This window comes from Enterococcus sp. AZ149, from assembly GCF_051714285.1.
GTDB lineage: Bacteria > Bacillota > Bacilli > Lactobacillales > Enterococcaceae > Enterococcus_D > Enterococcus_D entomosocium.
In genome coordinates this window covers 2,144,866-2,165,358 of the sequence record NZ_JBIORO010000001.1, presented here as the reverse complement: position 1 = coordinate 2,165,358, position 20,493 = coordinate 2,144,866, and the positions used below count along the sequence as shown (strand labels likewise).

At 42.0% G+C, this 20,493-nt stretch carries 16 protein-coding genes; 7 read left to right on the top strand and 9 right to left on the bottom strand.

Features of this window, described 5'->3' with window-relative positions:
• Positions 1–210 precede the first annotated feature (210 nt).
• Positions 211–924, top strand: coding sequence for a demethylmenaquinone methyltransferase (locus IGI94_RS10145; protein WP_438899689.1), 714 nt, complete (start codon positions 211–213; stop codon positions 922–924).
• Positions 925–1,021: 97 nt separating this feature from the next.
• Here the strand turns inward: IGI94_RS10145 and IGI94_RS10140 are convergent, their stop codons facing one another.
• The 5 genes from IGI94_RS10140 to IGI94_RS10120 form a co-directional block, all read right to left on the bottom strand.
• Positions 1,022–2,827, bottom strand: a complete 1,806-nt coding sequence (locus tag IGI94_RS10140; protein ID WP_005235129.1) for an ABC transporter permease — start codon at positions 2,825–2,827, stop codon at positions 1,022–1,024.
• Between the two features lie 13 nt (positions 2,828–2,840).
• Complete coding sequence (locus IGI94_RS10135) at positions 2,841–3,593, bottom strand: ABC transporter ATP-binding protein (RefSeq protein WP_086332504.1); 753 nt, start codon at positions 3,591–3,593, stop codon at positions 2,841–2,843.
• 7 nt (positions 3,594–3,600) lie between these two features.
• Complete coding sequence (locus tag IGI94_RS10130; RefSeq protein WP_005235132.1) at positions 3,601–3,963, bottom strand: YxeA family protein; 363 nt, start codon at positions 3,961–3,963, stop codon at positions 3,601–3,603.
• A 168-nt stretch (positions 3,964–4,131) separates the two neighbouring features.
• A complete protein-coding gene (locus IGI94_RS10125) occupies positions 4,132–4,482 on the bottom strand; it encodes a hypothetical protein (RefSeq protein WP_008378669.1) in 351 nt (116 codons plus the stop codon).
• Positions 4,479–5,780 (bottom strand): DUF1576 domain-containing protein, encoded by a 1,302-nt coding sequence (locus tag IGI94_RS10120; RefSeq protein WP_218192944.1) that lies wholly within the window; start codon positions 5,778–5,780, stop codon positions 4,479–4,481. The genes IGI94_RS10125 and IGI94_RS10120 overlap by 4 nt, the downstream gene beginning before the upstream one ends.
• 361 nt (positions 5,781–6,141) lie before the next feature.
• On the opposite strand from IGI94_RS10120, the gene IGI94_RS10115 reads away from it, so the two are divergent.
• Complete coding sequence (locus IGI94_RS10115) at positions 6,142–7,935, top strand: oligopeptide ABC transporter substrate-binding protein (RefSeq protein ID WP_438899688.1); 1,794 nt, start codon at positions 6,142–6,144, stop codon at positions 7,933–7,935.
• A gap of 311 nt (positions 7,936–8,246) precedes the next feature.
• Here IGI94_RS10115 and IGI94_RS10110 read toward each other — a convergent pair whose 3' ends face one another.
• The gene (locus IGI94_RS10110) at positions 8,247–9,110 is read right to left on the bottom strand and encodes a helix-turn-helix domain-containing protein (RefSeq protein ID WP_008378664.1); all 864 of its coding nucleotides are present in this window, start codon (positions 9,108–9,110) and stop codon (positions 8,247–8,249) included.
• A gap of 1,049 nt (positions 9,111–10,159) precedes the next feature.
• Between IGI94_RS10110 and IGI94_RS10105 the strand changes: the two genes are divergently transcribed.
• From IGI94_RS10105 to IGI94_RS10095, 3 genes are all read left to right on the top strand, one after another.
• Complete coding sequence (locus tag IGI94_RS10105; protein WP_008378663.1) at positions 10,160–11,002, top strand: PRD domain-containing protein; 843 nt, start codon at positions 10,160–10,162, stop codon at positions 11,000–11,002.
• Positions 11,003–11,171: 169 nt separating this feature from the next.
• On the top strand, positions 11,172–13,073 hold the full coding sequence (locus tag IGI94_RS10100) for a beta-glucoside-specific PTS transporter subunit IIABC (protein WP_005235158.1): 1,902 nt from the start codon (positions 11,172–11,174) through the stop codon (positions 13,071–13,073).
• 91 nt (positions 13,074–13,164) lie between these two features.
• Positions 13,165–14,634 carry a glycoside hydrolase family 1 protein gene (locus IGI94_RS10095; RefSeq protein WP_086299326.1) on the top strand — a complete coding sequence of 490 codons (1,470 nt, stop codon included), beginning with the start codon at positions 13,165–13,167 and terminating at the stop codon, positions 14,632–14,634.
• Positions 14,635–14,682: 48 nt separating this feature from the next.
• On the opposite strand, the gene IGI94_RS10090 is transcribed toward IGI94_RS10095, so the two are convergent.
• From IGI94_RS10090 to IGI94_RS10080, 3 genes are all read right to left on the bottom strand, one after another.
• Entirely contained in the window at positions 14,683–14,868 is a 186-nt protein-coding gene (locus IGI94_RS10090; protein WP_142971674.1) for a hypothetical protein, read from the bottom strand.
• Positions 14,869–15,214: 346 nt separating this feature from the next.
• Positions 15,215–15,472, bottom strand: coding sequence for a hypothetical protein (locus IGI94_RS10085; RefSeq protein WP_438899687.1), 258 nt, complete (start codon positions 15,470–15,472; stop codon positions 15,215–15,217).
• A gap of 106 nt (positions 15,473–15,578) precedes the next feature.
• On the bottom strand, positions 15,579–16,814 hold the full coding sequence (locus IGI94_RS10080) for a helix-turn-helix domain-containing protein (protein ID WP_438899686.1): 1,236 nt from the start codon (positions 16,812–16,814) through the stop codon (positions 15,579–15,581).
• A gap of 100 nt (positions 16,815–16,914) precedes the next feature.
• Here IGI94_RS10080 and IGI94_RS10075 point away from each other — a divergent pair, with 100 nt between their 5' ends.
• Together IGI94_RS10075 and IGI94_RS10070 are read left to right on the top strand one after the other, a co-directional pair.
• Positions 16,915–19,116, top strand: a complete 2,202-nt coding sequence (locus tag IGI94_RS10075) for a glycoside hydrolase family 3 N-terminal domain-containing protein (RefSeq protein WP_438899685.1) — start codon at positions 16,915–16,917, stop codon at positions 19,114–19,116.
• 19 nt (positions 19,117–19,135) lie between these two features.
• On the top strand, positions 19,136–20,488 hold the full coding sequence (locus tag IGI94_RS10070; RefSeq protein WP_438899684.1) for a PTS sugar transporter subunit IIC: 1,353 nt from the start codon (positions 19,136–19,138) through the stop codon (positions 20,486–20,488).
• The last annotated feature ends 5 nt before the right edge of the window (positions 20,489–20,493 follow it).

Below are 20,493 nucleotides of genomic sequence, written 5' to 3'. Positions count from 1 at the left end.
TTCACTGCTGGATCCGCTTGTTGCTGACCGAATTGCCTTGGTCAACAACGTGGGGATCTATGTAGGAAAGGCTGTTTTTTGGTGGGAAAATGACTGGAGGAAAAGGAGAAAGCAGGGTTTTTGTTCCGCAGGTTTTTTCGTGCTAGACTAAAAAGCAGAAGCACGTGAAGCAACAGCAAAACGAAGGGAACAAAGAAAGGACGTGCCGCAATGGCAACAACAGCCAAAGAAACCAAAGTACATGATGTATTTGAATCGATCGCTTCCCGTTATGATCGAATGAACGGTATTATCTCCTTTCAGCTGCACAAACGGTGGCGCAAGGACACCATGAAACGGATGGCAGTACCAATGGGTGCTGAGATATTAGATTTATGCTGCGGGACCGGGGATTGGGCGTTTGCTTTAAATGAAGCGGTCGGTCCGACGGGGCAAGTGACCGGCGTTGATTTTAGCGAAGAAATGTTAACGGTTGCCAAAGCAAAGGCACAGAAAAAGCAACAAACGCAGATCCAGTGGCAGACCGGCAATGCGATGGCATTAAGTTTTCCAGACGCGCACTTTGATTATGTGACGATCGGGTTCGGGTTGAGAAATGTCGCGGATCGCCAACAAGTCTTGGCGGAAATCCATCGGGTGCTGCGCCCAGACGGGAAAATCGTTTGTCTCGAAACATCACAGCCCGCACTGATCGGCTGGCGGCAACTGTTTACTTTTTATTTTCACCATGTCATGCCGTTATTTGGCAAATTGTTCGCCAAAAGCTATCAAGAATATTCCTGGCTCCAGGAGTCTGCGCGGGATTTTCCTGACAAGGAGGCATTGAAACGGGAGTTTCAGGCAGCTGGCTTTGATGTGCTGCAAGTCAAAAGCTATGCAGGAGGTGCGGCCGCGATGCATATGGGCGTTAAACCTCAAAGCTAACGGCGTTTTTTTTCGATAGAAGAGCGACGAAATGAAAGAGACCATCAAGCGGATTGATGGTCTCTTTGCGTTGAGCAATTCGGAAAGTCTGTACGAGTTATTTTTTGTTTGGTCGTAAAACGATGTTGGTGTATAACCAGATGGTCACCACGTAATAAATGGCATAGAGAGCAATAAAGATGCCAAAGGGCAGCCATAGATCGTGGTATGGATCGATCATCAATGTTGTGAACATTTGTAATCCGAACAAGACATGGATCATCCCTAAGATACCAGGAACTAGGAAGAGCACACCAATCTCTTTGCGGATCGATCCTTTCAATAAGCTAGTCCGGGTTCCGATTTTTTTCAACATCGTATAGCGTTGAATGTCGCTGTTGGCCCCAGAAAGAATTTTAAACATCAAGCAGCTTGCTAACATCGTCAAGAACGCGATCCCCAAGAAAAAGCCCATAAATTCAAAACCGGAGAAGAGACCATTATACGTGTCATAGACGAAGACCCGTTGCGAAAAATTCGTATCGGCAGTTTCAGTAGTATTGGTTTCTTGGTTTGTTTGCGCCAATTCATGTAATGCATCGTAACTTGCTTGAAAGTCTTTGACTTGCACCATTCGCAAGCTGGATTCAGGGGCATTGATTGTGTCAAAAGCGGTTTGATCGACAACTTGGATCTCTTTGCCTCGTTGTTCTGGCAAGAGGTAGCTACGCAATTGGTCCTGCGCGGTGATATCTTTGGCTAATTGGTCTCCCGACAGCTTGTTGTAGGTAACGTCGATACTCAACTGATTCGTACTGGTGCTGAGCAAGTTGTTCTTGTTGAATTGATCTTTATTGTAATAAAGGGTGTCGTCTGTTTCCTTCAGACTATAAGTGACATCAAGAGTCGGCTTTAAGGCTGCAACTTTTTCGTCAGAAGCATTTTGGGCATTATTCAAATACAAGTCATAAGGGGCAACGGATTTTGCCATAATTGGGATCTCGTTTTTGAAGCCCAGACCAACAGTCAAGGCACCTAATGCAAGAGCAAAGAGCATGGCTACCATCGATAGCATCTGCGTATAATCACGAATCCGAAAGCTTAGCTGAGACAAGGTGAAATTGTTTAACCTTTTCAAAGCAATGGCATCGGTCCTCTTCAGTAAAGATAAAATCGTGATGATCACGGAACGAAAGACGAGGTAAGTCCCTAAAATAATAGTAACTAGGGCAACACCGATCCCCACCAATTGGAATTTCATCAAGTCGCTCATCATATAATAACCGACTGCTAAAGAACAAATCCCTAAGACAGTTTGCAAAAAGAGCATGAAAGGACGTTGCTTGACTTGCGCCGGTGTGCTGGTTTCTCGTAACAAGGCTAAAATTGATTTTTTGGCAATTGCCCGTGCATTAAAGATAGCAGCGATCAAAAAGAGAATCGAGAAGAAGGCAAGTGTCACGACTAATGCTTGTAGATTAAAGGCCGCATAATGGCTGATCTGTAAATTTAATTGGTTCACTAGTAAGGTATTGACACCACTGGCTAATCCAATACCTAGTAAAGAACCAACAGCAGTGGCGGCGATCCCGACCAAGAATGTTTCAATGAAAATCATTTGGGCGATCTTACGTCCTTTGGCTCCTAGCATCATAAACATGGCATAGTCTTTTTGCCGCATCGCCATTAAGAAAGAATTGGCGTATAAAATGTAGGCAAAGGTGATGATCCCCAATAAGACAGAACCAAAGCGAAAGATAAAGACCACCATACTGATGATCGAGTTGCTTTTTAAAAAGGCTTCATTGCTGGCCATTGATTCGAACATATAGAAGATGGCTGAGGCCATGACTAAACCAGAAAAGAGGACGATATAATCCTTCAACCGGCCTTTGATTCCGGTAAGTGATAATTTCCAAAGCATGTGTTCTTCCTCCTTATTGTTCCAAGTTTCCTAGAATGACAAGGATCTTGCGGTAAAATTCTTCCCGGCTTTGATCCTCACGTTTCACTTCTTGATGGATCTTCCCGTCCTTGATAAATAAAATACGTTGGCAATAGCTGGCAGAAAGGGGATCATGAGTGACCAATAAAATCGATACTTGGTCATTGGTATTCAAGTCGTCCATCATATTTAATAAGTCTTTGGCACTTTTTGAATCCAAGGCACCTGTCGGTTCATCCGCAAAAAGAATCGTTGGTTCCGTGATCAAGGCTCGAGCGGCTGCCACCCGTTGTTTTTGCCCACCTGAGATTGCTGCCGGATAGTTGTCGAGGATATGCGTGATAGACAAACGTTCTGCGACTCGTTTGATCCGTTGTTGGATAATCTTTGGTTTGACCCCTTGTAAAGAAAGGGGCACCGCGATGTTTTCAGAAGCTGTTAAGTTTTCTAGGAGATTGAAATCTTGGAAGATGAAGCCAATTTCACGGCTGCGAAAATCTGCCAAGGCATCGCCTTTTAGTTTGGTGATATCGCTGTTGTTGATGCGGATCATACCTTTGGTTGGATGATCCAAGGTTGAAAGAATGTTCAACAAGGTAGACTTACCGGAGCCTGAAGCTCCCATGATTCCGATAAATTCACCTTTTTCAATATCAAAGCTGATGCCTTTCAAGGCTTCGGTTTGTTTTTCGTTGGCTTTTCCGTAAACTTTAGTAAGTTCACTTGCTTGAATAATTTTTTCCATGATTAAGTTACGCTCCTTTTAATTGAGTTAGTGCTTTTGCGGGAATGTCTTTTTCTTTGACCTCTTCATAGCTGGTCACGCCTTTTTTCTCATTCCAAGTAAGTTTCAAATAGGCTTCTTTACGCAAAGGCCGCTCTTGGAAACCATTGAAATCAAGGGTTTTGCTTTTGCCATTTTCGTCATAAGCCGGTAGTTCATAGTGGTATTGAGTATAGACATTGCCACTGTCATCTTTAGAAGTCGTCTTTTCGCCATCTGTCGTGATTTGGACATAATAGCTGTCGCCTCCCATGATGACTGATTCAGCAATTTGCAATGCACCAAATCCCACAAGCACGACAACTGCTAGTCCAATCAAAAATTTTTTCATAAATAGGTCACCTCGTTTTTTATTATGATGAAAGTATAACGCTAGTTTTCTGAAAAGGAGTGTGAAAAATCTATCAATAAACTTTCAATTTTGTCACGAGGAACGAACAAAAAAACGTTTCTGAATTGTGTGATCCACAAATCAGAAACGTCGTTTGCTTGTTACTCTTCAGTCATATTTTTTGCGAAACAGTTCAACGACTAGTTGTCCCTCATCATACATAATGGCGGCTTCATCGATCATTAATCCCAATAAATAGTAATCTTTTTCTTCATGGATCGTTTGATGACCGCCCAACAGTTCAACGTAATAGTTTTCCAAGGTACTGTCTCTTGGTGTATTGAGCATGTTGATAAAATGTTCTAGATCAGAGGGCTGTTCAGGGAAAGGGCCCTGCACGACTGCTTTGAAACCTTCTGCTTCAAAGGCCATCTCGCTCGTTATCTTTTGACAGTCATGGGACAAAAAGTAGGTGACTACTTCATCGACGATTCGTCGTGCCCGTTCTTTTTCAATCATTTTTTTCGCCGCCTTCTGATTTGTTGGTATTCATCTAACAATGGTACCATTGCCGCCGCGACAAATCCACTGGAAAAACCGTTATTGTATAAGTTCAATCCTCCATGTAAATAAGTGATATTTGTGACCAGTGCTGCATGGACGATGCCTGCTAAGATACCAGCTACAGGACCATAATACCCACTGATCGGAGCTAAACTTGTTCCAAAGATCGCTGTGAGTAATAAGCTGAAGGTGGATACATCAGAAGTCAAACCGACTTTGGTGGCTAAAACCACCCCAATCATCACGGGCAAACTATTTTTCCAATGGTTTCCAAAGGCACTGAAACCAATCACGGTCAATACAGCCCCTAAAAGTGGACCGGAAAGCTCGCCTTGCAGCAGGAAAATAAAGACTAACATCAAGAGCCCCATCATTGCCATGTTCATCATGGTGATTCCTAGTGAAAAAATTGTGACATAATCGGTCATCAGTTTCCCAGAAGTTTTAAAAAGATCCGTTAAACCTTTTACCGATCGTTTATTTAAAAAATAACCAATAAAAAACAAGAAAAAACAAAGGATGAGCAAGAAAGCCGTCAGATAATAGTGATAGTCAGTCGTCAATTGCTTGTTCGAATAGACTTCCATGTCGAATAATCTTAAAAAGCTAGTGAAAAACATAGTGATAATACCGGTGGCAAAGCCAATATTGTACAAAGAAAATCCTTGATGGAATTGTAAAAATTGTGCTGCCAGTGGGGGGAGTGTTAAGCCAATCAAAATGCCGATTCCATAACCTAACGCGATTCCTAGGGGCAAAGGTAAGCCTAAGCCAAATGCTAAGTAACTAATGACGGGTGAGGCAGCACTACCAAATAAAGCGACAAGTGAGTACTGGGTTGAGGGCCGTTGCTGTATGTAAGAGTATAGATAGACACCCAAGGGAATGGGGATTGAGTTAAAGATGTTTTTTCCAAAAAAAGAAAAGCCGGATATGGTAAAGAAAGCGGCGATCATCGGACCACTAATAATGGTTCCTTGCTTTTTAGCAAGCAGGATACTAATCAAAGTCAATAAGCCGCTATTCAAAAAGGCGCTTCCGAGATTGCCGATTGCAAAATAATCAGAAATCAAATTGCTAGGGGCATTCAAAATAGCCAGCGATCCTTGCCACAATGCCTGAGGCGGCGAGGTGAACAAGCCGAGTAGAATCAACACACAGCTGTAAGCCAGAAGCAACCGCTGAGTTAAGAGCTGTGAGATCGGTGCAAAAGGTTTCGATTTCGTTTGTAAGAAAATTCGTTTGTCTGACATAGTTTCACTGAACGCTCCTTTTTTTCATAGTATCACATCTTTTCTCGTCTAAGAAGGTTTTTTTGACAGTTTCCACAAGGCGTTTTTCGAAAAATATGAGAGAAAAGGAACGTCATAAAAGAAAAACTTAAGGATATTTGAAAAAAAGCAATAGCGATTTATCAATGATTTTCGTCTTATTTTCAATAATTTCATAGATTGATGAAATTATTGACGGAAAGAGTTTTGAGAAAATTGTTATAATTTAGTTAATCTCGTTCAGATTTTCTAATAAAAAAGCCATTTTAAGATAAAAAAAACTGTTTGCTTGGTTTTTTTATCAGTGAATCACAAATGAGGGGATTTAATAAGGAGGAAGAGTATGAAGAAAACGAAGTTTGGCATGATTACTTTATTGGCAGCGCTTGTTTTAGGGGCTTGCGGACAAAGTAACGGAGGTGGAACAGGTTCGACAGATACAGGAGAGTCGTCATCAGACGCTGCAGCATCAGATATCAGCACATTACCGCTAGCGGTAGTCAATGATGATGAAGTGATTGAAGGTGGAGTTTTAGACGTTGCTGTAGTAATGGACACTCAGTTCCAAGGATTATTCCAGTGGGAGTTCTATCAGGATGCCTATGACCGTGACTTTATGTTACCAAGTCATGAATATCTATTCTTACAAGATGAGGATTTTAAGATTATTGATGGTGGACCTGCAGACTTAGACTTGGATGTCGAAAACAATAAAGCGACGATCACATTACGTGATGAACTAAAATGGTCGGACGGGGTAGATGTTACAGCCGAAGATGTCATTTTTTCTTATGAAGTCATTGGTCATCAAGACTATGATGGCGTTCGCTACAATAATGACTTTACTAATATTGTTGGAATGGAAGAATACCATAGCGGTGAAGCAGATACGATTTCTGGGATCACAGCAGTTAGCGATAAAGTAGTTGAGATCGAATTTAAGGAAATGCATCCTGGAATGCAGCAATCCGGTGGAGCAATTTGGAACGCGGCATTACCAAAACATACCTTTGAAGGTATTGAAGTAGCAGATATGCCATCCAGTGATCCTGTACGGACAAACCCAATTGGTTTTGGTCCTTACAAGATGACGAATATCGTACCTGGGGAAACCGTAGAGTATGTTCCGAATGAACATTATTATGGGGGAACACCAACATTAGAAAAAATTGTGATGCGTAATGTTCCATCTGCATCGATCAATGAAGCACTAAATGCAAAACAATATGATTTAGTATTGAAAATGCCAACAGATACGTTCGATACGTATCAAGATATGGATGGCTACCAAATGTTAGGACGACCAGAACAATCTTACACCTATCTTGGTTTTAATTTAGGAACATGGAATGACGAAACAAATAGTGTTGATTTTGATCCAAACGCAAAAATGGCCAACAAAGCATTGCGTCAAGCAATGGGCTATGCTATCGATAATGATGCGATTGGTGAGCGTTTCTACCATGGCTTGCGTTCAAATGGTACAACATTGATCCCACCGGTTTATGGTAGTTTGCACAGCACTGATGTGGAAGGTTACCACTTAGATATGGATAAAGCAAATCAACTCCTAGATGATGCTGGCTTTATCGATGTTGATGGTGATGGCTTCCGGGAAGATCCAGATGGCAATAAATTAACCATCAATTTTGCTTCAATGTCAGGTGGAGAAGTGGCACAACCACTGGCAGATTACTATGTCCAACAATGGCAAGAAATCGGTTTGGATGTCCAATACTCTACAGGTCGTTTGATCGACTTCCAAGCATTCTATGACAAGTTGAAAAATGATGATCCAGATATCGATGTTTTCCAAGCTGCTTGGTCTACTGGATCAGATCCATCACCAACTAGCTTATGGGGACCAAATTCAGCCTTTAACTACACTCGTTACGAGTCTGAACGCAATACAGAATTGTTAGCAGCCATCGATTCAAATGATTCCTTCGATGAAGAAAAACGTAAAGAAGCATTTGATGCATGGCAAGAATATGCATTTGAAGAAGCGTTTGCTATTCCGACATTGTACCGTAACCAAGTTTTGCCGGTCTCTGATCGTGTCGCAAACTTTACGTGGGCATATGATTCAGATCATAATCCATGGGCACGAGTTGGAGTGACTTCAGAATCTCGCTAATCGATTTGTTGAATCACTGAAATCAAAAGAGAACAACGCTTTTGTCGTTTTCTGAAAAGCCAGCTCAGTTTACTTCTATAGTTAACCGGAGGGATGAGTTGTGTAAAATCAAATCTGGGTCAGGATAAACCAGATACGTTTTAAGATTTTAGCCCGAAAACCAGTTAGGTCTACGCACCTAACTGGTTTTTTGTGTACAAGTTAGGCTAGCATTTGACTGAAAAACGCCTGTCCTTCAATAAGCAGACAGGCGTTTACGAAAAAGATAAATCATGTTTGTAAGGATATAGGATGATTCAAAGGGAAAAATGTTAAATGGAGATATTCGTCACGGTATGAATCAAGTTTTGCAGGTCATTTTTATGGTTCTGGTAACCAGCTTGTTCGATAACGATTAAGCTGTTTCTTAACACTTCTTTGTTTAATTGAGAAGATTGCAAATAGGAGTAAATTTCTTGATACAAGACTTGATGGATTTTCAAATAAAAATACAGAGGTGTATTAGGCAAGGGATGAGACAAAAGCAGAAACTTGTTAAGCAGATAGGAATCCTTACTTTCACTGGCAAAGGCGCAGCCATTTAAGATCACAACACTTAACAGATTTGCATAAAAGGGATCATTGGCATAGCGAAGAATTTTTTTGATCCCATGATCTAAATAGTAACTGATGGTTTCTTGGTCGAAAATAAATAACAAATTTGAGAATAAGTTCAACTCAAAGCGCCCCCAGGTTTCGATATCAAACAAGTATTGCTTTACCAGTTCAACTTCTTGGGTGTAAGCTCCTCGATTCATCAGAAATGATTCACGGTTGAGCAGCAGCAGGCCTTGGACATACAAAGAATAATAAAAAAAATTTTGTGTCTCAAAGTAGCGTTCCTCAAGGCTAGTCAAGTAGTCGATAGTCAGTGTTCGATCATAGTATCGGGTATAGAAATCTTGCACCAGCTGACGTTTCTGTCCTGTGGCTTCGCTGTCGATCAACAGACTGAACTCATGAACCGTGATATTCATTTTGTCTAAGTAGTCAAACAAGGTTTGTGAAGAGAGATTTGTTTTGCGATTTTCGAAAGAAGAAAGGGTGGTACGAGAGGAAATACCTTCGGCAAGCTTGGCTTGCGAGATTTTGCGATCTGTGCGCAGTTTTTTGATTAAAGAGCCTTGCTGTTTCATGGGGGACCTCCTTAATTGTGACGCATTTCTGAACAATGTGATTTTAATAACATGTTATCAAATATAATAGGGTATAGCAAATAATAAAGGAGGTCGTTTTTCATGGAATTTGAACCATTTGGTCCTTGGGAAATCAACCCATTTAAAAACTAGTACAGGCTTTCATTTAGATACTTGTCATTGAAGGATCAGTGACAGATTGATAAATGAAATTTAGTTTACGTCCTGCTTTTTTCGCGGCGAACTGCGAACATTCTAAGCAGGAAAGAGAAGATCTTGAAGAATCGAAAGGTTATTTGGTTGATTCCCCCACTCAAAGAGACCTTTTCGTTTGTGGAAGTCATGAAACGCATGAATCGCGCAAGGTGGTCAGTCCCATTGAATGTCTGTCATGCACCAGACCTTCCCCAATTTTCTGATTCTTTGTGATTGATCGTCTTTCAAGCATCATACTTCCAGCTATGACCGTAATGCACGAAGATTACGGTTTTTTTGTGGTCTTATTGTGCTACACAGTAAACCATGTATTTCAAGTGAACTAAAAGACCAAAGCTAGACAAGAAATTCAGTGAGAAAGATAGTGAAAAAAAGTCAAAATCAAAAAAAGAAAAACGTTTGCAAAAAAAGTGTTGACATTTTTTCTCAGAATGAGTACTATTATCTCAACGGAACACGAGAGTGTTCTCATTACTGGATTCGTTACTGTTCGGCAGGCAAGACCAGAGGAAAAAAGTGCATTGATTACCCAAGGTTTCTTGGGTTGTACACTTTTTTGCTTTGGTCTTCTTTTTTTGCTCCATTATTTCTATTCGCTAAAAAAAGAACCGGTTCCAAGGTAAGGTCCAGTCATTGATCATCAAAGGAGGGGAGAAGTAAAACGCAATGAAGTGCCAGCTAGGTTTGACGATATCCTACAGTACTGCCTGGAGCAGACATTCACCTCGTCACTTAATGGCAAGTCAGAGAAAGAAAAAAATACAAGACCTTCTGCATAGACGTCAAACGATGCAAAGCTGTGTATGCGCTATGCTGATCAAGGAGGATCGTTCGTGAAGATTATCAAGAGGATCAACAACAATGTTGTACTTTCAAAAGAAGATGAAGTTGAAGTGATCCTAATGGGAAAAGGGATCGGCTTTCAAACGAAACCGGGTGACCTGATTCCGGCTGAGCGAATCGAAAAAAAATACTACCCAGAAGATGACTTGACAGTGGAACATATGTCGAAAGTCATGACGAAGGCTGACGAGAAACAAATGGCCGTCATTTATGAAATCGTGCGTCTTTTTCGGGAAAGTGTTGGAACCGATTTCAATCCAAACGTTTATTTCACACTGATGGATCATATCTTGTTTGCCATCAGTCGTCAAAAGCAAGAAATTGTTTTGACCAATCCCATGCATTGGGAAATCAAGAAAATCTATGCCAAGGAATATGCGGTCAGTGTCCAAGCGGTCGAGTTGATCCGCAAAGAGCTGTATCCCGATTTTTCGCAAGAAGAAGCTGCGTTTATCACTTTGCATTTCGTCAATGCGCAAATTGAAAAAAGCGCCAATCAAAGTGCCTATGAGCACACCGAGTTGACCAACAATATTTTACGGATCGTTAAGTATAGCATGAACATCGAGTACGATGAGAATTCTTCCTACTTCCAACGGTTTGTGACCCACATTCGCTATTATTTAATTCGACAAAGTCAAGAAAAAGAAGAGCCAGTATTGGCTAATCCGATGATTGCCTTGGCTTTCAGCAGCTATCCGAAAGAAAAAGAAACCGCAGATTCGATCAAAGAATACTTATTTGAACAAAAGGGCTGGCATGTCAACGATATGGAATTGATGTATTTGATTCTGCATATCGGTAACTTAGCCGCTCACTCAAAATTAACCTAAGAATGGAAATGGATTCGTTACAGTTCGGCTGGCAAGACCTGCACTTTCTTACAATACTCGTTGAGGAGACCCGTCTCGTTTTTTATGGGTGATACTCCTGCTTGTTTATTGTAGAAATGGCCGGTCTTTTTATTTTTATTAAATGATCTATTAAAAAGGAGAAATCAAAATGGCAAAATATACTGAATTAGCACAAGACATTTTGGCCCACGTTGGCGGCAAAGAAAATGTCTCTTCTGTAAAACACTGCGTGACTCGCTTACGTTTCCACTTAAAAGACGAAAGCAAAGCAGACACAGATTATTTGCAAAAACGTGACGGTGTCGTGACCGTTGTCAAAGCAGGCGGACAATACCAAGTGGTTATCGGTAATCATGTGCCAGATGTTTACGATGAAGTGCTGAAAGTCGGCGGATTAGCCGATGGCGGCAGTCTTGATATCGACGAAGGCGACGAAAAGAAAGGCAGTTTGTTTGACCGCTTTATCGATGTCATCTCAAGCTTGTTTCAACCGTTCTTAGGTCCATTAGCGGCAGCCGGTATTTTAAAAGGGATCACGGCGCTACTTGCAGCAACTGGGATGGAAGCGACCAATGGAATCTATGTAGTAATGAATACCCTAGGCGATGGTTTGTTCCAATACTTACCTATGATCTTAGCCGTAACTGCTGCAAAGAAATTCAAGATGAATACCTATACAGCATTAGCGATTGCAGGTGCGATGGTCTATCCTGGTTTAGCAGAAAGCGTTGCTGAAGCGAGCAAAGTCTTTGGTCTAACCTTGACCTTACCAGCAGGTGGCTACTTTAATAGCGTACTGCCGATTATTTTAGCGATTTTTGTCGCTTCGAAAATTGAACAGTTTATGCGCAAAGTTACACCTGATGTAGTCAAAATGTTTGTGGTTCCTTTTGTAACGATTTTGATCACTGTGCCGTTGACCTTCTTTGTGGTAGGTCCAGTCGCAAATACAGCATCTAGCTGGATCGGTATTGCTTTCCAAGCGGTTTATGATTTCAGCCCAATCATTTATGGATTTGCTTTAGGGGCATTATGGCAAGTATTGGTAATGTTTGGTCTTCATTGGGGTCTTGTGCCATTGGCGATCATGGATATGGCGCAAAACGGTTCTTCGATTATTTTGACCGCCGCAGTGCTACCATGTTTCACGCAAACGGGTGTGTTAGCAGCGATTTGGTTGAAAACGAAAGAACCAAAAGTCAAACAAGGCGCAATGCCAGCATTGATCTCATCGATCTTCGGTGTGACTGAACCTGCGATCTACGGTTATACTTTGCCAATGAAAACACCATTTATCGTTTCTTGTTTAGTTTCAGGTTTCGTCGGTATCTACTTGTCAATCTTTAACGTCACTGGTTACGCAATGGGCGGTATGGGCATCTTCTTGTATCCTGCATATATCGATCCAGCAACAGGCAGCTTCCATAGCGTGATCCACTTAGCCATCGGTACAGTTATTGCAATCGTAGCGTCATTTATCATCATGATGTTATTGAAAGTACCAACTTTGTATACAACTGTTGATTCACCAGTCGACGGTCAAGCAACACCAGCAGCACCAGCACCAGAAGCGAAAACCGTTTCTGCCAGCGTCAAAGATGAAACAGTCAAAAGCCCAGTAACCGGTCAAGTGGTTGCTTTAGCAGATGTGGAAGACAAAGTATTTTCTTCAGGTGCTATGGGAAAAGGGATCGCCGTTGAACCAGCGATCGGTGAAATCACTGCTCCAGCAGATGCAGAAGTCAAAATCTTGTTTCCAACAAAACATGCCATCGGCTTAGTCACTGAGGATGGGACAGAATTATTGATCCACATCGGCATGAATACGGTGGAACTTGAAGGCAATCACTTTACTGCCTACATCAACCAAGGAGACAAAGTCAAAGCCGGTCAAAAATTGATCTCATTTGATACTGAAGCGATTCGTGCGGAAGGCTATTCCTTACTGACACCAGTCATCGTCACAAACTCTAACGACTACAGTGACATCCAAACGACACAGTCAAAAGAAGTAACAGCGAACGACAATTTGATCGAAGTCGTAAAATAAATGCGTTTATCGGCACGTCGTAGGATCAGTAAGAATGCTTTCTTGCTGATCCGCTGTGTCGATCAATAAAGAAAAAGAAAGTAGGCTAATCATGACAGAAAAACAATTTCCAGAAGGCTTTTTATGGGGCGGCGCCACTGCAGCCAACCAATTTGAAGGAGCATGGAACGAAGGCGGACGTGGCCCAGCGACATCCGATACGGCGATCGCTGTCAAACCAGAAGACCGCAAAAACATGGCAGAATTTGCTGCACCAATGACTCGGGAAAAAGTCTTGTTTGCCTTAAATGACAAAGAAGGCTTGTATCCAAAACGTTGGGGATCAGATTTCTATCATCGTTACAAAGAAGATATCGCCTTGTACGCAGAGATGGGCTTTAAAACGTTCCGTCTGTCCATCGCTTGGTCAAGAATTTTTCCAAATGGTGACGATGTTCAGCCAAATGAAGAAGGCTTGCAATTTTATGACAACGTGTTTGATGAGTGTGCAAAATACGGGATCGAACCCTTAGTGACCCTCTCTCACTACGAAACACCTATCGGGATCGCGTTAAACTATGGCGGCTGGAAAAATCGCCAAGTGATCGATTTGTTCGTCAAATACGCAGAAACTGTGTTGACCCGCTACAAAGACAAAGTCAAATATTGGTTGACCTTCAATGAAATCAATATCATGGGGATCTCTGGCTATGTTGGCGGTGCCTTGTTATCCGAAGATGGCACGCAAAACCTTTCTGACATGTATCAAGCTGTGCATCATCAATTTGTGGCTTCTAGTTTAGCAACAAAATTTGCCCACGAAATCAATCCTGATATCAAAGTAGGGATGATGTTGGCACGGATGCAAGCCTACCCAGCTACACCAAATCCAGCAGATGTGATGGAAGAAATCAAGCGTGACCACGAGAATCTCTTCTTCTCTGATGTCCAAGTTCGTGGGAAGTATCCAGCGTATACGAAGCGCTTCTTTAAAGAAAACGGCATCGAAGTGACCTTCGAAGATGGCGATTTAGACATTCTTGCGCAATACCCTGTCGACTTCATGTCCTTTTCTTACTACATGAGTTCTATTGCCCGCCACAATCCTGAAGAAGGCGGCGAAGCAACGGCCGGCAACTTTTCTTTAGGCGAATCAAACCCATACTTGGAAGCCTCTGACTGGGGGTGGCAAATCGATCCAATCGGCTTGCGTGTGACTTTGAATAACTTGTACGACCGCTACCAAGTACCATTGTTTATCGTTGAAAACGGCTTAGGTGCCTTGGATACGGTGGAAGAGGATGGTTCGATCCATGACAGCTATCGAATCGATTATTTGAAGGCGCATATCGAACAAATGTATGAAGCGATCGAAGATGGTGTGGAATTGATGGGCTATACGCCTTGGGGTTGTACCGACTTAGTTTCGGCTTCAACGTCAGAAATGTCGAAACGCTACGGCTTTGTCTATGTAGACGCGGATGATGAAGGAAATGGCAGCTTTGATCGTTCTCGCAAAGATAGTTTCTACTGGTACAAAGAAGTCATTGCCACCAATGGTGGTAGTTTGTTACAGGATTAAAAATAAACCAAAGCGGCTCTCAAAAAGAGAGCCGCTTTTTTGTTGTGCTCAGTAAAAAAAGAAGAAAAAGGGAATCAGCAGCTGCCATGCTAGATAAATCAAAGAAACAGTCAACGCCCATTTTTTCATTTTGGGCTTAGGCACAACGGCTTCGGGCATCAAATAGACAAGAGAGAATACTGTAAGAAAAAACAACAGGGTCAGTGGTTGGACGACAAAGGTCAGCCAGTTCATAGGGTAAGCTCCTTTTATGAGGATAGATGATTTGTTCTTTCGTGTTATTATTTTGCAAATTCATTATATATTTAGTTCGTTAAAAAGGCAAGGAGCTCATGGAATAACGATCGTGTGCAGGAAGGGGGGAGAAAAACGAGTGGCACATCCTTGTATTTTGATTCGAATCTTTCTAGAGTAACACAGTAAGCTTGAGGTTAGAATCAGAACTAGCAATAAAAAAGCCCCTTTTCAGGGGAGGGGAGTTCTTTAAAAAGATAGGAAGAAACCCGTGTATTTGATGGAGCTATTGGTCCCTAGTTACTGGGGACCTGACTAATTTATGTGGAAAACCCGCCACTGTCATTCACCGTTTTCTGATCCTCAAGTAGAAAATAAAACAAAGAAGACTAGCCGAAATCAAGAAACCCATAAAATAGAAAGTTAGCTGCATGTCAGGCATCGTATAGGAATACTCTAAAATCTTACAAACAAAGATCACTAAAGAAACCGTGATGCATAAGGAAACCCATGTGAAACGCGGCACTCGTTTCGTTAAGATGATCAATCCTAACGAAAAAAAGATGACTGGTACCCAAAAGATCAAGCGAGCAAGTTGGATCATTTTATCTCTCCTCATTCAAATTGATTTGAGTAAAAGGATAGCTTACAACGCTTGTTATTAAAAATAATAACCATTGTTTCTGAGCATTTTTTCGTAAATTGTGTTTTCAACTTAAAGCATGGGCGTAATGCTGCTCTTTAAATTCTTTTGGTGTTTGCCCCGTAACTGCTTTGAAATTGCGGATAAAATGGCTCTGATTGGCAAAGGCTAATTGGGTGCTGATTTTTTCGTAGGAATAGTCTGTGAACAACAATAAATGTTTGGCTTCACTGATTTTTCGTTCCTGAATGTAACTGTGGATCGTTTTGTTCATTTCTTTTTTGAACTGATTACATAGATGGGTCTTATGTTTTTGAGTGATGGCTGCGAGATCATCAATGGTCACTTTTTCATAGAGATGGCTGTCGACATAATTCACAATCGTCTTGACCAACAGTGATTTTTGCGCCAGCGGATAGCTATGCAGAAGCTCCATAAAGCGGTAGGTGGCTTCTTTGATATAGCGGAGGCACTCCTCGGCAGAATGAATATAAACCAGACCTTGGATCAAGGAATCAGATAAGCCGAATGCTTGGTTGACTGGTACTCCTTCATCAATGCTCATGCGGGTCACGACAGCGACAAAGGCCGAAAACTTTAGCTTTAAGCCTTCAAGTTCATGAGGGGAAAGGGAAACACTGTAGGTCTCTTTCATTTTGTTAAATACCCAGACTACTTTTTCCGGCTCGTTTCGTTTGATGTAGTCAAGATAGCGCAATTCAAAATGATAGGAATCAAAGGTAGCTTCATGCACACGGCGTTCATAAAGATTGGTTTCCAAGCTAAGATCTGTTTGCATGGATCGGTCGTGGGATTCAGTTTGGTAATGCCAATGGATTTGGTCTTTTGCCAACTTCTGCTCCGCAAACAGCGTATAAAGCAGCTGGATGTATTCTTCAAAGGAGTATTTGTCTTCTTTGGAATAGTGCACATTGTAGTGGTATTCATGTTCAAGAAATAGGTATGACGTATCTGGTGTACCAATCACACCACAGGGTCCGATGACCATATAACAGGTTTTTCCAGCTAACTGAAACGCAAAACAACCAAGCATATATTTGCCGAAATGATAGAGATTTGCAACTGGGCCGTTCGTTTCTTCCAAATAGTGTTTCAGAGGATTCTTGGCTGTTAAGGTGAGTGGGGGATACAGCGGAGTCCCTTCTTGATCCAAGAGAATCATCGGGATCAAATATTTGCGATACAGCAGATCCATGGCGGTCGTAAGTGTTGTTTTGTTCATGAGACACCTCAAAATCCAAACATTGTTTTTTCTTTTAGTATAACGTAAATTTTTTAGCATTCAATAAACAATTTATTATAAACACTAGTTTTTTAGTATATCTAAGGAAGGATTCTTTCTATAATTCAGATAAATAAAACGGTTACAGGAAGGAGCAAACATGGATAGTAAAAAATTGAAAGAATTGTTTCAGCAATTGACGCCAGAAGAAAAAATCGCTCAGACGATTCAATTGAATGGCAGTTTAGTCATTGAAAATGAGGTGATGACTACTGGCCCGATGCACGATTTAGGGCTTCCACCAAATTTGAAGATTCACGAGATTGGTTCGATTTATAATGTGAACGATTACCAAAAATTGATTCAGTTACAGAGGGAAACGTTAGCACACAGCCGACTCAAGATTCCTATGCTGTTTATGTCGGACGTCATCTACGGGTTTCGGACCATTTTTCCGATTCCCCTTGCCCAAGCAGGTTCCTACGATTTTAATTTGATCGAGCAAGCCGCTGAGATGACCGCCAAAGAATGTTACCAAAATGGCCTTCATGTGATCTTTTCACCCATGCTGGATCTTGTTCGCGATCCTCGCTGGGGCAGAGTGATGGAGTCGCCAGGAGAGGATGTGTATACGGCAAAACGTTTTGCTAAAAGCGTCGTGACCGGCTACCAAGGCAATCTTGATCAAGGAGTGGCAGAAAATCACGTTGCTGCTTGCATCAAACATTTTGCTGGTTATGGTGCACCCGAAGCGGGCAGAGAATACAATACGGTCGATATGTCCAATCAGCGCTTATTCAATGAATATTTGCAACCCTATCAAGCGGCGATCGAAGCCCAAGCACTGCTAGTGATGACAGCCTTCAACCTATTGAATGGTGAACCTGCAACGGGTAGCCGCTGGTTGAACCGAGAGATTTTGCGCGAACGTTTCGGTTTTGATGGGGTACTGGTCTCCGATCATGCCGCCATCAAAGAATTGGTCCCCCACGGTTTTGTCAAAGATGAACGGGAGGCCGCTCAGAAAGGTTTGGAAGCGGGCGTTGATTTTGATATGATGACATCGGTCTATGCAACTTACTTACCAGAACTGATCAAGCAACCTGAACTCGCGGCTTTATTAGACGAAGCAGTTTGGCGTATTCTGGTATTAAAAAATCAACTAGGACTGTTTGAAGACCCTTATCGAGGGTTGAAAACGCAACAGACGGGAGAAGTTTTGTCGGATGAAGCCAAAGAGCTAGCCGTTAAGCTAGTAGAAAAAAGCTGTGTGCTTTTAAAAAATGAGGGCAGCTTACCTTTGAAAAAGGACCAAACCGTCGCTGTGATCGGTCCTTATGGAGAAAGCTGGTTGACCTTAGGTTTTTGGGCGTCAGTCAGCGGCAAGCCACAAGACACGATTCCTTTAAAAACCGGTTTGCTGCAGCATTTCGCACCCGAAAACTTGATCTTTGCTCGTGGATACAATCTATTCGACTCGTATGAGCAATTTGGTCCTTTAAAAGCCGGGATCGAACAGCTGAATGGACCGATCGAACCAGAAGATCAGTTGCTTTTGGAAGCCATGGAAGCCGCCGAAGCCGCCGAAGTTATCGTCTTGACTTTTGGAGAGCAGTTTTTGGAGAGCGGCGAAGGGGCATCAAAAGCTCATTTGCAGCTGCCACTGAAACAAATTCGTTTGATCCAAGCGTTGAAAAAGACTGGTAAGCCTTTGATCGGCGTGCTTTACACTGGCAGACCGTTAGTCTTAACGCAAGTGGAAGCATTATTTGATAGCCTGTTGCTGGTTTGGTATCCGGGAACGATGGGCGGGATCGGAATCGCCAATCTGCTGAGTGGACAGGCTTCTCCGACAGCAAAACTGTCCATGACCTTTCCTCGCAGTGAAGGACAGATACCACTATACAGTGCCCAGCTGCCAACGGGCAGACCTTTGACAGATAGTGAGCATTCTGATCGCTTTTTGTCAAAATACCGAGATGAATCCAATGAACCCTTATTCGCATTTGGGACAGGTCTCAGTTATGGTACGTTTACTGGTGAATGGCTTGGTAGTGAAGTATCTAGTGAGACGATCCAATTGGCTTATCGAGTGAAAAACCAATCGGCAACAGCGGCAGAAACCGTCATTCAAATTTACCTGATGCAACGCCCAGCAGCAATGGTTCGTCCAAGTCGGCAATTAATTGCGAGTGACCTCATCTCATTCGCATCCCAAGAAGAAAAAGAGCAAAGATTGTCACTGCCGTTGTCAGAACTTATTTTCTATGACAATCAGGGGAAGAAACACATAACCAAAGGTACTTATCGATTTCTAATGCGGATCGATCAAAAAGAAACGATGCTTAGTGTAACGATCTAAACTAAAGGAGTGAGAGAAAATGGAAAAATTAGAAGCATTTTTAAGTAGCAAACTATTACCAATGTCACAAAAATTACAACAAAACAAAGTATTGGCCGCTTTGATGGAAGGTTTTATTCGAACGAGTCCCATCACTTTAGGGATTGCCTTTATCACGATCGTGGGAAATTTTCCGATTCCCGGTTGGACGGACTATTTGACGAAAATTGGCATCTTCCAGCATGTTGAAGCAATCACTAATGGAGCAACTGGTGTCTTTGCATTGTATGTCGTTTACAGTTTGGCGTATTCTTACGCAAAACAGTTAGGAAGCAACGAACGCAATTCGGCGATTATTTCTTTAGCTAGTTTCATTATGTTGATGCCACAAACCGTCGCAACGACTGTTATGCAAGATGGTCAAGCAGTGGAACAAACGATTGGAGCTTTGAAGCTTGATTTCTTAGGCGGACAAGGACTGTTTATCGGCATGCTGACCGCTTTGTTGGTCACTCGCTTTTATGCTTTCTTATCGAGAAAAAACATTATGATCAAGCTACCGGATAGTGTTCCCCCAATGGTAACCCAATCTTTAGCACCAGTGTTTGTTGTCACGATCATTTTTGCAGTCGTCTTTGTCTTACGTGTCTTATTTGGGTTTACTTCATCCGGTTCGATTTTCCAATTCTTTATCGATGTGATCAATGCGCCGTTGAACTCCTTAGTTGCTAGCCCGCTATCGATCATCATCATTATGGAAGTATTAGCTGTTTTATGGTTTTTCGGAATTCATAATGCAGTTTTACAAGGACCACTCGGGGCGATTAGTATGACCATGGTCGTTTCAAATATTGCCGCTTACCAACAAGGACAAGCGCTGCCTTATCTGATTCCTTCAGTGATTTATATGGGCATGTATGCTGCTGGCTTCATGGGCTTTGTGACCTTCTTTATGATCCGCAGCAAATCGGCAAAAATGAAACAATTAGGAAAATTGTCGTTTATCCCGTCGATCTTTAACATCACAGAGCCAATCATGTTCGGGATGCCGATTATTTTGAATCCGTTGTTCTTTATTCCGCAAGTCTTTACACAATTGATCGCTGGCTTTGTGACCTGGGGATTGGCGACAACGATCCTCCCAATCAGTTTGAATCCAACCATGAGTCTATTGCCATGGACTACACCGACTTTTATCAAAATGCCCTTTTCAGGAGGGCTCAATTACACGATCTTGATGGTTATCTGTATGCTGATCGGTATTGTTATGTGGTATCCGTTTCTAAAAATTGCGGATAAAAAAGAGTACGAATTAGAAATGGCTGCTGAAAAAAAGCAAGCAAGTGAAGCAGCAAAAATGACAGAAAAAGTCGTGGAAGAAATTCAAGCGTAAACAAA